Source organism: Oceanobacter mangrovi (assembly GCF_019740315.1).
Classification (GTDB): domain Bacteria; phylum Pseudomonadota; class Gammaproteobacteria; order Pseudomonadales; family Oceanobacteraceae; genus Oceanobacter; species Oceanobacter mangrovi.
Map to the genome: position 1 here is coordinate 181,673 of NZ_JAHXZR010000002.1, position 13,074 is coordinate 194,746.

At 54.9% G+C, this 13,074-nt stretch carries 7 protein-coding genes; all 7 read right to left on the reverse strand.

All coding sequences use genetic code 11. From position 1 onward, the window contains the following. Nucleotides 1-49 precede the first annotated feature (49 nt). Nucleotides 50-1,645, reverse strand: coding sequence for a VWA domain-containing protein (locus K6123_RS04900; RefSeq protein WP_221794741.1), 1,596 nt, complete (start codon nucleotides 1,643-1,645; stop codon nucleotides 50-52). Between the two features lie 269 nt (nucleotides 1,646-1,914). After that, a complete protein-coding gene (locus K6123_RS04905) occupies nucleotides 1,915-6,795 on the reverse strand; it encodes an ATP-binding protein (RefSeq protein WP_221794743.1) in 4,881 nt (1,626 codons plus the stop codon). A 150-nt stretch (nucleotides 6,796-6,945) separates the two neighbouring features. Beyond that, the gene (gene fabB / locus K6123_RS04910; RefSeq protein ID WP_221794745.1) at nucleotides 6,946-8,157 is read right to left on the reverse strand and encodes a beta-ketoacyl-ACP synthase I; all 1,212 of its coding nucleotides are present in this window, start codon (nucleotides 8,155-8,157) and stop codon (nucleotides 6,946-6,948) included. 273 nt (nucleotides 8,158-8,430) lie between these two features. Next, a complete protein-coding gene (locus K6123_RS04915; protein ID WP_221794747.1) occupies nucleotides 8,431-9,231 on the reverse strand; it encodes a phosphatase PAP2 family protein in 801 nt (266 codons plus the stop codon). After that, nucleotides 9,224-10,837: an ArnT family glycosyltransferase gene (locus K6123_RS04920; protein ID WP_221794748.1), complete on the reverse strand. Its 1,614-nt coding sequence runs from the start codon at nucleotides 10,835-10,837 to the stop codon at nucleotides 9,224-9,226. Before K6123_RS04920 ends, K6123_RS04915 begins: the two co-directional genes overlap by 8 nt. A gap of 6 nt (nucleotides 10,838-10,843) precedes the next feature. After that, complete coding sequence (locus K6123_RS04925; RefSeq protein ID WP_343223962.1) at nucleotides 10,844-11,902, reverse strand: glycosyltransferase family 2 protein; 1,059 nt, start codon at nucleotides 11,900-11,902, stop codon at nucleotides 10,844-10,846. Nucleotides 11,903-12,002: 100 nt separating this feature from the next. Continuing rightward, the gene (locus K6123_RS04930) at nucleotides 12,003-12,947 is read right to left on the reverse strand and encodes a lysylphosphatidylglycerol synthase transmembrane domain-containing protein (protein ID WP_221794750.1); all 945 of its coding nucleotides are present in this window, start codon (nucleotides 12,945-12,947) and stop codon (nucleotides 12,003-12,005) included. Between the last annotated feature and the right edge of the window lie 127 nt (nucleotides 12,948-13,074).

The window sequence follows — 13,074 nt, forward strand, 5'->3', positions numbered from 1 at the left end:
CATTGCTCTGGCTTTATTGTTTCTGAGGTGTGGTTTCTGGAGGGCGAGTTTATTCCGTAACGGTCAAAGTGATGTTCTGACCCAGCGAGTTGTTGCTGAGCATCACGGTCAAGCCAACGTCGGCGCTGCTGATGTCAATTGAGCCATCGCTGTTGGCGCTGCGGCTGACGCCCTCCACGGTCCAGCTGTAGGAATCCGTATCATAGCTGGTGTTGGTCCAGCGGGTGGCTGGATAGAGGGTGGTAATCTCACTCAGGCTGGCGATGCCATTGGCGAGATATTCGTCGTTGGCCCCGGTAATTTCGACCAGGGTTTCCAGCTCTTCCTCGGGGGTTCCGATAGCGGCAGCACTGCCGTCGGTCAGGTCTGTGGTACCACTGAGGTCGAAGTCGTAGTAGGACGTCTGGGACTCAAAGGTGTTGCTGTGTTCGCCATCCCTTGGCAGGAATGCGTAACGGTAGGCCCAGATGTTGTCAGCGCCGTGGGTACGGCTTTCCAGAGCGCTGGCCTGGGCAGACAACAGGTCGCTGGCAAAGCTGTAGCTACTGCTGCTATAGGTTGGCGTTAAAATGGTTTCAGCATAATCCTCCAGCGAACTGTCGCCATCCCCTTCAAGCTCGACATAGAGCAGCGGCTTGCCCTGGTAGTCACTGGCGTAGTCGTCGGAGTCGGTGTCGTAAATCAGTTGTGATTGCCAGCCAAGGGCGGTGTCGACAGCATCAATATCAAAGCCGCCGACGGTGTTGCTGCCACTGGAAATCAAGACGATGTTGCTGAGAGTCATACTGTCCAGTTCGGTTTCGTCATAGAGGTCTGGACAGTCATCTGATGAGTAGTCGTAGCCTGTACTGTCACTATAGGAGCCGTCACCAGCATAGGTCCCAATCGCTGCGACGATGGCTTGATAAACGGCAGAGCTGCGGCCATAGGCGTTATTGGCCCAGTTGCTGGCGAGGGTTTCCAGTGCGGTATCCAGAGTATCTGTGTCGGAAGTAAAGTCCGAGGTCAGGCAGGTGATGTGCGTTGCATCGGCAAATGCCCAGATACTGAATTGCTGATTGGCGATGGTGGTATTAGTGCTGCCCTGGGCGGTGCTGATAAAACTTTCGACTTCTGCCAGCAAGGCACTTTGATCAACATCATCCATACTGGAGCTGGTGTCGATGACCAATGCAGTGTTGAGGTTGATGCTGTAGCCCAGTACCTGCTGCAATATCGGGAAGCTTTCCTCGGCATCAATTTCGCTGTCATCAACTGTCACCAGATAGTCATCAAGGGTGGCTGTGGTAATGGATTCCAGTGTCTGTGAGTCCACTGGGATGATCATGTGGTTGAAAATATAGGGGTAGCTGGTGTCGCGGATAAAGGCGCTTTCATCGAGTGCGTTGTAGTTATCATTGGCGGTTTCATAGATCGCCAGAGGGTAATAGCTAACGCCTGTTTCAGTTTCTTCGTCGTCATCTGAATCCGAATCGTCGCTGTCATCGTCGTCGTCATCGCTGTCGTCATCGGAATCCGTGCTGCAGGTGGTTACACAATTATCTCCGCTGCCACAACTGACCAGCAGCAGTGGTGCAGATACCAGTGCCAATAACATGGCCCAGACTGCCAGGGGATGCTTGGGTGGTGTTAAAGCAGATGCCATGAGTCATCTCCGCAAATAAATAAACAGGCAAATGCTATCAGTGGCGCTGGTTGTTGGCTGGAGGGCTGGATGATTCGTTACCAACCCATGCAGATTGGCTGGAACCCTGAAGTTTGCTGGAGATGATTGACGCCGGGCTGGCGTTTGTCTGACGGCTGGATAGCCAATTGATGTTTCAAGTTGACAGAAATTCACGCCGACAGAAAATAAAAAAGCCGGAGCAGTGGATGCTGCTCCGGCTTTTCTTTAGCTGTTTTATAAAGTGCTCGTTAGAGCGGCTTTACCACGAACAGCAGGTCACCCTGGTTAACCTGTTGGCCGTCAGAGTTCATGATACGGGTTACCTTGAACTTCTGGCCGGCCGGGTACAGTTCGTTACCAGCGCGGTTGAACTGCTTCAGGCTCAGCGGTGTGAACATCTTCATCGCTTCCATCAGACACAGGGTCTGCTCAACGTCGATCACATCGCCCTCCTTCACGAACGCCGGTTCGCTAGGAGAAGATGAGCCGTAGAAGATGCTGGTGGTTGGTGACAGAACTTTCAGTTCGTCGGAACCTTCGATCTTCAGGGCTGATGCATCTACCGCGTTGGACGCCAGGTCCGCCGCAATTTCAACGTCCTTGATCAGTTCGTTGAGATCGATACGGTCGAGGAATTTCGGCAGGTAGCCGGTATCGTAAACACCGTTGATGAACACTTCGTCATCCAGAATGCGCTTGGCAGTCGGGATGTTGGTGCACACGCCAGTGATCACAACGCGATCCAGGTATTCACGCAGCTTGGCGATGGTGTCGTTACGATCCGTGCCGTAACAGATGATCTGTACGATCATGCTGTCGTAGAACGGTGAAACTTCCTTGCCTGGTGCCGCCATGGAAATCAGGTCGATGTAGTCTTCCTGCGGCAGCACACACTCGCGGATCTTGCCCGGAGTCGGAACGAACTGCAGCTCATCACCCTTGATCACCGGCTTCTCGGCGTTGATACGGACTTCGATGGCGTAGCCGTTCTGCTTCGGTGCCAGATCAGCAATGGATTCACCTTCGGCGATCTTGAACTGGGTAGACACGATGTCGATGCCAGATACCCACTCGGTTACCGGGTGTTCCACTTGCAGACGGGTGTTCATTTCCATGAAGTAGATGGTGTCGGCAGCGAGGTCGAAAATAAATTCAACAGTACCTGCACCTACGTAGGAAACCGCGTCAGCCAGCTTGGCAGCGTAGTCGTAAGCCAGTTGCTCCAGTTCGCGTGGCAGCATGGTGGAACCAGATTCTTCGAACAGTTTCTGGTTGTTACGCTGTACGGAACAGTCACGCAGACCAAGGATCTTGGTATTGCCGTGCTTGTCGCGCAGCACCTGAACCTCGATGTGGCGCAGTGAAGTAACAAACTTCTCCAGGTAAACGTCGCCGTTACCAAAGGCAGCCTTGGCTTCGGTAGAGATCTGGTGGAACAGGGTGTGCATCTTGTCGGCAGCGTGAACCACCTGAATGCCTTTACCGCCACCACCGTGTACCGCTTTCAGCAATACCGGGTAACCGATTTCTTCCGCTACCGCTGCGGCGTTAGCCGAGCTGGTCAGAATGCCGTGAGAACCCGGTACAACCGGTACGTTCACGCGCATGGCGGTGTTAATCGCGTTGGACTTGTTACCCATGGTTTCCATTGAAGAAACCGCAGGGCCAATAAAGTTGATATCGTGGTTGCCACACAGAGCCGCGAACGCGCTGCTCTCGGACAGGAAGCCGATACCAGGGTGCAGTGCCTTGACGTTCTCGTGATGAGCAACGCGCAGGACTGACTTGGCGTTCAGGTAGGATTCGTCCGGCGTGTTACCACCGATACAAACCACACGGTCTTCAGGGCCAAGCATATCAACAGGTACGGATTGCATGTCCGGGTCGGACTGCACCAGTACTACCTTGATGTCGTTTTCCTGCGCCTTGCGGATCAGTTTTACGGCAGTACAGCCACGGGCGTGGATCAGTACCTTGTCGACCGGGCCAAATACCTTGGAAGCGGTTGCGCCCTTGCCGGTATCCGGGATCAGACGTTCTGCTGCCACGAAGCCTTGCAGTACACGATCCAATACGTCTTCAACACTGTGACGGGCAGTCGGGATATCCGGGTCGATTGCACGCAGACGGTCGTCCATGTCGTCGAAGAACGGGTGGGCAACCAGGCCGTCCATGGACTTCGGAGAAACCGACAGATAGTTGGACAGGGTGCTGGTGCTTGGCAGATAGCTTGGTACTACGATCTGGCCAGCAAACGGCATGTTGGTGCCAGAGAAGTAGTAGGTCTGTGCCAGCGGGTGAGTCACGAAAGACGCTTGGGCACCACCGGTACAGTCACCGAAACCAAACACGACCAGAGGCAGTTCGTTGTCACGCACAAAACGGGTGATACGGTCGTTGGTAACAGCCATGGAGAACAGTGCCGCAGCACCTTCCTTGGTTTGCATACCACCGGAAGATACGAAGCACACGACAGGCAGCTTCAGCTTGGCACATTCCACCATCAGCTTGCAGAACTTCTCGGCAGAGGCCATATCGAAGGCGCCGGCCTGGAAGTCGAGGTTGGATACCAGTGCACCGACCTGCTGCTCACGCTCACCAATCTTGATGGTACCGATACCGGTGATCACACCACATGGCTTGATGTCTTTCTTCAGCGCACCTTCGATGGAGCTGCGGAAGCCAGGGAACTGAACCGGGTCAGCCGACATCAGGTTGGCGTTGGTTTCCTGGAAATCACTGAAGAAGCGCTCAATGATGGCATTGGCGGAAGTCTTCTTCTGACGCTTGGTGTCGTCCAGAACCTGCTGGATCAGCAAGTCGTGGTAGGCCATGGTCAGACGGTTCCAGAAGTCCTTGCGACGACCAATGGCAACCGGGTTGATACGACCGTTGTAGGTCTTGCCTTCCTGATCGGCAGCATAGTACTCAGGTACCAGCTTCTCGAGGATGAAGGTGATAACGACGAAGAGGGTGTCGGACAGGCGTGGGAACGCCAGCTTTTTCCATTCTTCAACAGACTTCAGGAAGTTACCGCGCTGGCTGCTCTTGGAGAAATAGCTCAGCCAGTAGGTGAAGGATTCCTTCTCCTGGTCGGTGTAGCTGTCGCCGGCAGTTGCTTCAGCCAGTGACTTGTCCAGCAGCGCCTTGAGCGACTCCAGCGACAGTGCACGGGCTTCGTTAGCTTCCTTGGCAACGTTCACCAGGTTGCTGATGAAGTTGTCGTACATCTTGCCGAACACCAGCATGTTCTGACAGACCTGGGTGAATTCCAGGCGCAGTTCGTCATGCAGGATGGCGTCCAGAATGGTGATGTCCGGATGTTGTGGGTTCTGGATGTTTTCCTGGCGGAACTGGATGTACGGAGCCAGAGATTCTTCCAGAATGCGACGGTTGGCTTCGATGGTGACACTGTCGGCACTGTTGGCCAGTGCTTCGGTGCGGCTCGACAGCTTCAGTTCGCTGCGGATGTTGTCTGGTACCAGTTCGCCTTTCAGGATGATGTTCAGAGCGGAAGCGATGGTCTGCTTCAGTGCGCCCTTGGACTTCTCCTTCTCCATGCCCTGGGTCAGTTCCTGATGAACGTCGTGAGGCAGTTCTTCGCGGATGTAGGCGGCCAGCGGGTGCGCGTTGTTCTCAATAAACTGGGCGACCGCACGGGTATCCAGTACATCGCTGGCGCGCAGCAGGAAACGGCTCTGTTTGTAATCTTCCAGGTAGTTCAACAGACCGGTGAAGTTAACCGGTGCATCAGACTTCCAGCGGTTGAACAGGTACAGACCCAGGTTGAAACACAGATCCTGCTTGGCTTTCAGATAGTTGTTCTTTGGTTCTCCCAGGAACAGACGCTTGATGGTGCCGCGGCTCTCATCGCGTTCTTCGTACTTGCTCCAGAACGTTTTCCAGCTCTTGTGCAGGTTGTCGTCGTAAACGATTTTCTCTGGCGCTTGCAGCCAGTTCTGGAACTTGCGCTTGGATTCGGCTTTCTGGCGTTGCTGCAGCTGACCTTCAGGAATCTCTTTCTCTGCCAGGCGGCCGTAGTTTTCAACGGTGCTGGAGTGAATGCGACGACGCAGGGTCAGGTAGCGGGTGTAGCGGTAGGTCAGACCGAACAGGTTAACGTGTTCAGTCGGGTTTTCCGCGAGGAAGAAATTGGCATCTTTCTGCAGGTTCTGCAGCTGCTCGGACGGGTTGAGGAAGCGTTCTACAGAGGTCTTGTAGTGCTCCATCATGTACGGATTGTTCTTGGCAAACTCGGCTGCTGAAGCTTCGATCGACTGAATGCCGCTGACGACTGCCTGATGCAGGTTGAAGCGCTTTTCATCCGGATCGTTTGGCGAGTAATCGATGATGCCATCAATAATGCCGGCTTGACGCAGTTCGTAACCGGAAACACCCACATACTTGGCACATTCCTGCCAGGACAGGTTGTACTTGCGGGCGATACTGGCCAGACCTTGCGGCTGGATGGTGTTGAAAATACCGTCACGCAGGGTCAACAGGATGTTGGTGGTGGCCAGTGGAATGGCGCCGCCTGAATAACCAGCTCCCCAGATGATACCCAGGCTTGGCACGTCGTTGTTGGCCATTTCGGTGATCAGGTGGGAAATGCTGTGGGCCTGGTTGCCAGCGTTGGCAAGTTCGCCTGCGTCCGCTCCCGGGGTGTCGATGAAGGTAACGATTGGCATCGAGCGACGGGAGTAGGAGCGTACCAGCTGTGCTGCGCGGTTGTGGTGCTGCGGGCCCCACACGCCGTTGGCGGTTTCGCGGTTCTGGCACACAAAGGCAACACGGCGAACCTTGCCATTGAAGTCCATATCGGCTTCACAGGCATACAGGGGACCATCATCCACTTCAGTGATGGTGCGCAGGATCAGGTGCTTAACGATCGACTTGGCGCCAGGGCGCTGGTTGCTTTCACTTGGAGCAACCACTTGTTCGATGTACTCATCGATGTTCAGAGTGCTCAGACGCGCCAATTCGGTGTCACAGGTGTCAGGCGCAATCAGACCTTTTACAGTCTGGTCAACAGCGTTGTCTTCGTACTCAGGGAACAGCGAGAAGTCCGCCGACAGTTGTTCGGCGATCTGAAATAGTTGGTCTACTTGTTTGGAGGTTTGTTCAGACATGTTTGATCAATTCCGTAATTTGCCGATGATCGGACAAGGCTGGCGGCCACAAAGCCAAACCAGCATGGCCCGCAACGGCAATCGGCTTGTGGCTGATTGCTGGTGCAGGCCGGAAAAGTGAGTGACGTTTACACGCCACTCAGGCTGTCATCAGACGGCCTTGAAAATCAGGGTGGCGTTGGTGCCACCAAAACCGAAGCTGTTGGACATCACAGTCTTCAGTTCAGCATCGCGGTTTTCACGCACGATCGGGTAACCATTGGCGCCTTCATCCAGTTCACTGATGTTGGCGCTGCCAGTGATGAAGCCGTTTTGCATCATCAGCAGACAGTAGATGGCTTCCTGCACGCCAGCGGCACCCAGAGAGTGACCGGACAGTGATTTGGTAGAGCTGATTGGTGGTACCTTGTCACCAAAGGCCAGGCCAACGGCTTTCAGCTCGGTGATGTCACCGGCTGGAGTCGAGGTGCCGTGGGTGTTCAGGTAGTCGATTTCCGGGTTGCCAGCTTCGGCCAGTGCCATCTGCATGCAACGCACCGCGCCTTCACCGGATGGTGCAACCATGTCGGCACCGTCGGAGGTTGCTGCGTAACCGATCAGTTCGCCGTAGATTTTGGCACCACGAGCAACCGCGTGTTCGTATTCTTCCAGTACCACCATTGCACCACCGCCAGCGATGACGAAACCGTCACGGTTGGCATCGTATGCGCGGGAAGCCGTCGCCGGGTTGTCGTTGTACTTGGTGGACAGTGCGCCCATGGCATCGAACTGCATGGACAGTGCCCAGTGCTCTTCTTCACCACCACCAGCGAATACGATGTCCTGCTTGCCCCACTGGATCAGTTCGGCACCGTGGCCGATACAGTGCGCAGAGGAAGCACAGGCGGAAGTCATTGAGTAGTTAACGCCCTTGATACTGAACGGCGTTGCCAGGTTGGCTGAGGTGGTGGAGCCCATGGTACGGGTTACACGGTATGGGCCAACGCGCTTGACGCCTTTCTCGCGCAGGATGTCAACAGATTCAACGATGTCGCTGGTAGAAGCACCACCGGAACCGGTGATGATACCGGTACGTGGGTTGCTGACCATGTCTTCGGTCAGGCCGGAGTCAGCAATGGCTTCTTTCATGGACAGGTAAGCGTAACCAGCAGAGGCGCCCATGAAGCGCTTCAGTTTGCGGTCGATATGTTCTTCCAGGTCGATGTTTGGACGACCAGCCACATGGCTACGCATGCCGATTTCAGCATACTCAGGAATGAATTGAATACCGGAGCGCTGTTCACGCAATGAGGCAAGTACTTCTTCCTTATTGTTTCCCAGGCAACCAACAATCCCTATACCTGTAACCACCACTCGACGCATAACTAGATCTCTGAACTGTTTTTTAAATTGGAATTCAACGGTGAATCATACGACCAGCGCATTGAATTAATGTTTCAAAGAGAAGTAATGGAGCCTTGAATTGGCCCAAACCCCCTAAAATTGCGCTCCACTATATAGCAGACGGCAAAAATGGATAAAGAAAAATATTCTTAACTGAGAATCGTCAATCAAGGTCGAAATGGCCTGACGTAACTCAGGCCACGGTTGCAGGATTTGTGAGGCGGATCGAGGATTTTGGAACCGATTTTGTATTCAAACGCGGTTTTTCAGCTGTTTCAGCCGTTTGAACACCGGAATCCAGAAGCCGAACACCGCTGCGGTCAGGGAAATAATGGCAATAGCAAGTGCCAGTGGGTCTGTGAAAGGGTATCTGTCTTCGTAAAACGGCGTGTAGATTGCCGCCAGCGTTAACAAAAAGGCACAGAATAACACCAGTCCGGGATGGTTCAGCCAGCTATAACGCTGACATAACCAGGCCGACAGCCAGGCTATCAGGATGCCGCCAGCAGAACCGACCAGCACATCGAGCGGCCAATGGGCACCCACCGCGATGCGGCTGACAGCACTGAGCAGACCGATTACCAGCAGCGGCATCAGCCAGCGTGGTGAAACCGCCAGAATGATCAGCGTCCAGCAGCTCAGGGCGGTAAAGGAATGCCCGGAGGGAAAGCTGTGGCGGGTCAGTGTCGGGCCAATGATATGGAAACTGTCCGGCACCAATACCGCCGCCGGGCGCGCGGCATCAAACAGGGCCTTACCGCCATGGACATACAAGGTTCCCAATACCAGTAACACCAGTGAAGGTGCCAGCAGCTGAGGGCGATAACTGGCCGCCAGTAACAGCATGCAGACTGCAAACAAGGTGTCGGCAGCAAAAGTCAGATTGGCCCACAAGGCATCTGGCAGCATCATTGTGTAGTGGTTGATCAGCAGGAACAGCGCGGCATTGGTGTCGCTCAGTTCGACAACCAGCGCCGCCAGCAGTAATAACAAGGCGGCAACCAGCATGGGGACCTGCTGGCCGCCCAAGCGAATACGTGAGAGATCAGTCATGGGCCTGCTCCGTAACCGTAACCGGCGCAACTGGCTGGTCTGGTGACTTGTCTTGCAAAGGACGGTGGATCAGCACAATCGGACCTGACTGGAACAACAGCTGGTATTGCTCGATGTTGTCTATGCGGTCAACGCGGCCAAAGCCGTTTTCACCCGGCAGCAGGGAACGGCGCGGTGTTACCTTGTTGAAATAAACGTTGAAGCTCGGCATGTCGATAGATTGGGTGACGATATCCAACTGATGCTGTCTGGCATACATGGCAGCGTCATAGACCGGTTGCTGTTGGGCATCACTGAATGCCGGGGCAAACACAAACCACACAAAAACCGCCTGCAGTACGCCAGCGACAAACAACCCCTGCCAGATGGCCAGGCGTTTCCACAAAATAGCTGCTACAGCCAGAAGGCCGAGAACAGCGGCGCTGACAGCAAAGCGGGTATTCACAAACTGGGCTGCGCGATCGGCCGTGGCAATTTCAATTGGATTGGTGAGTCCGGCCTTGATGGTTGGAATCAGCAGCGGGAACACCGCAAAGATGATGAAAACCAGCGCGGGTAATAAAGCGACCAGCCAGCGGCGCTTGAGTTGAAAGCGGTAGCGCGCCATCAGCAATACCAGCGGCGTGCAGCCATACAGGATGTAGTGCGGCAGCTTGGTGCTGGCGCTGCTGAACAGAATCAGCACAAACAGGAACCAGATCCACAGGAATCGGTTGAGGGGGTCGGTCTTGACACTGCGGATGCTGGGCAGAATGCGCAGCAGCAGCGGCCCGAATGGTGCCAGCACAAATGGCAGTACCAAGGGGTAGAACAGCAAACCGCCGTCATGGCCTTCCATTGCATTGTTGAAGCGATTGACGTTGTGTTTCAGCAAAAAGCCATCAATAAACGCCTGGCCCTGCGCCATGTATTCGGCAATGTACCAGGGCGCGGCGATCAGCAAGAACAGAATCCAGCCAGGAATAAAAAACAGCGCCTTGATCAAACCGGCACGCTGGCCGCTCCAGAGGTAGTAGATGACGGCCACCGCGCCGGGAATTGCTACCGCGACCGGCCCTTTGGTCAGAACCCCCAGCGCCATCAGAATGTAAATCAGATACAGCACGGGTTTGCCCGCTGCTGGATCGTCCAGAGTGATGTGGCTGTGGTGATACATCAGCAGCAGGGTGCAGGCCAGAATCACGTTCAGCAGCGCATCGGCAGTGGCGACGTGCGCAATCATATTGATGCCGAGGGCTGAGCTGCAGATCATCGCCGCCGCCACGCCTGTGTCACGACTGAGATAACGGCGGGAGAAACTGAACACGGCCAGCGCCCAGCCAATACCAGCCAGCATGGATGGAATCCGGAAGGCCCAAACCTCGGTGCCGAACAGCGTCATTGAAACGCCTTGCAGCCAGTAAATCAGGATGGGTTTGTCGAACCGCACCCGGTCATTCAGCCAGGTGGTAATAAAATCGCCGCGTTCAAACATGCCGCGAGTGGCTTCCGAAAAAGCCCCTTCGTCGTGATCGAACAACAGATAGCCTCCCAGATTGAGCGCGAACAGCACCACAATCAGGGGAAGCAGCCAAAAGGGCATGGCTGCAGGTAGCAATCGTTTCATGCCGGATCAGCTCTCCGACGTGGAATCTTGGATAACCGAGCTGCTTTCTGCCAGCGGTGCCCTGCCTTGTGACCAGCCGGGCTCGTCAGTGCTGGCATCTTCACGGCGATAGATAACGTACTGCATCTGGCGCTGGGAGGATTCAAAGTAGGTACGGGAAATCAGCTCTGACATGACGCCGGTGGTGAGAAATTGCAAGGCGGCAATCACACACAAAACGGCGATCAGGAACATCGGCCGACCACCAATATCATCACCGATCACAAACTTGACGAACGCCAGATAAGTCAGCAACAGGGCGCCAACGGAGCCCATCGACAGACCTATCATGCCGAAGAAATGGCCTGGACGTGAGCGGTAGCGCATGAAGAAATAAACGGACAGCAGATCCAGGATTACCCGGAAGGTACGGGAAATGCCGTATTTGGACGTGCCTGCGGTACGAGCATGGTGAGAAACCACGATTTCGCCTATACGGCTCGGTGGTACAACTGCCGCCACCCAGGCAGGAATAAAACGATGCATTTCGCCATACAGGCGCACCTGCTTGATTACGGAAGCGCGATAGACTTTCAGCGAGCAGCCGTAGTCGTTGATACGCACGCCGGTGATCTTGCCGATCAGGCGGTTGGCGATACGGGATGGAATCTTGCGCATCACCAGATCGTCCTTGCGGTTTTTGCGCCAGCCGGTGAGCAGGTCGAGATCGCGCTCCAGCAAGTGGTCTACCATGCGCGGAATATCTTTCGGGTCGTTCTGCAGGTCGCCGTCGAGGGTGGCGATCAGTTCACCACGGGCTTCGTCGATACCGGCCTGCATGGCAGCGGTCTGACCAAAGTTGCGACGCAGCTCCACCACCCGTACATGGCTGCCGTACTTTTCGCTTTCCTGTTGCAGTGCCTGTGGTGTGCCGTCGGTGCTGCCGTCATCGACGATCAGCAGTTCCCATTGACCGTTGTATTGGCTGAGTGCCTCATGAACGCGGGCAATCATCGGGCCGACGTTGTCGATTTCGTTGTACATCGGGATGACGATAGACAAGGACGGCTTGGTGTTCTCTGTCACAGGGGTACCACTCTGAACATTCGTGAAAAGTGCGCGGATAATACCCAAAAGCCCCGCGCTATTAAACTCAAAGCCCGGCCGGGCTGTATGACTGTCTGGATTAAACGGCTGCGGCTGGCGGCTGCGTTGCTGCAGGACGAATCAATAACGCCAGCAGGGTCGTCAGCAGCAGGGTGCAGCCAAGTACAAACAGATGCAGGTTGACCGCGCCAGCCAACGCAAGTTCAGGTCGGATGCCCCAGGCGGCCAGTCCGGCAACCACACCGGCTTCATAGGTGCCAGCACCGGCAACGCCGTGAATCGGTAACACACTGCTGAGTTCGCCAGTGCTGGCACCGACCCATGCCTGATTGAGCGGAATCTGGCTAAATTGCACCAGCAGCCAGGAATAAACCGCAACCTTCAATGCCCAGTTGATCAGGGTCCAGCCAAGTGCGCGGGCAAATGGCCAGGGTGAGGTCGGCAATGCCTGTAGTAATTCGGCCAACTGATTGGCTTTGCTTGACGGGTGTTGTAACAGCCATTGGCGAATGGCGTTTTGCAGAGGCAGAACAATCATCGGCAACAGCAGCAAACCGCCTTCCAGCCACCACATCAGCTCAGCTGAGATACCGCTGAGTTGTTCGAGCAGGCCGCCAAGGGTCCATAAAGACAAGACCAGCAGGGCGTAAAGGTCCAACAGGCGCAGCCACAGGAGAGCCGGGGCGGAATGTCGCACCGGGCACTGGAAGTGAGTCTTCATTAACAACGGAAAGCTGGCTTCGCCGGTTCGCATCGGCAGCAGGTTGTTAAGGAAGTTATGGACGACAGTAATGCGCGTCAGCTGCCACCAATGGCCACGACAATATTGATGGAAGAAATCGTAAAAACGGGCGGCGCGTAAAAAATAACTGGCCAGCATCAGGCCAATGGCGATCAATAGAGAAGGCAATGGAATTGATTGCCAGCTTTGCAATACTGCGGTCCAGCCGTAGGCTTTTTCGACCAATACAATAAAAGCAATAAGAATGAAAATGCTTGCCCAGAATTTCCAGGATTTGAGCATGGGGCGAACCTTGGTAAGCGAATGAAAACCTGCGCTTGCTGGCAGGCGCGGGATACTTGCGCTCATGCCTGTGGATGTCAAGCAAACAACCCTGTGATAGCGGCCATTGCATCCTGCTGGCGCAACC